Annotated in this window: 1 rRNA gene; it reads left to right on the forward strand. The window is 50.3% G+C overall.

Annotated features, from left to right (window positions below):
• Positions 1-602: 602 nt before the first annotated feature.
• A 23S ribosomal RNA gene (locus G6L28_RS22720) occupies positions 603-724 on the forward strand; the annotation flags it as partial.

Here is a 724-nt window from a genome sequence, read left to right on the forward strand (position 1 = left end):
CGGACGGCGCGCGCCACGAGGCGCGACGGACTAGCGTCCTGTATGGGCGGATTGATCGGCTGGCGAAGATATCCTTTTGAAGAAGTAAAAGTTTGCATCACTCGCATGAGTGCTGCCTGTTCTGTATGCATTGTGAAGAGAAGATATGTCTGGAAGCTTCCAGGTGTTTTGGGTTTTACCCGGAACGTCCGAGCCCAGTCCCAGAGAAACCATGTGATGGATTAGTCGTCCGGAATTGGTGGAGGGATTGGAGGTAGGTAGGAAAGCTTGTCCGAGGCATTTTTGTTGTTGGAACCTCGGTTCCTCTGACGGAGATGCTGGATTGACGTTGCCTGACCGCGCGTTACCGGATGATATCTCGAGAAGCTGGTCTTAATGATACTGGCCTCGAAGTGCACCGGCGTGCCTTCATATGAGGACTGTATCGACACGTCGATGTCATCAAGAAATGATCCGATTGTAAAAGGTAATCGGATTTTGTGTTGACCATGCCAATACCGAAAGGTTGCAGTATGGCCAGATTTGGAACCCCTCGAGCGAATGCGAAGAGGATCAGGAATTCCAAATCAAGCAAATATGGATGAGCATAGACAATGAGAACGAAGAAGTGAATTAAGGGCATTTGGTGGATGCCTTGGCATGCACAGGCGAAGAAGGACGTGATACGCTGCGAAAAGCCGTGGGGAGCTGCGAATAAGCTTTGATCCATGGATATCCGAATGGG

The organism is Agrobacterium larrymoorei (assembly GCF_013322225.1).
Lineage (GTDB): Bacteria > Pseudomonadota > Alphaproteobacteria > Rhizobiales > Rhizobiaceae > Agrobacterium > Agrobacterium larrymoorei_A.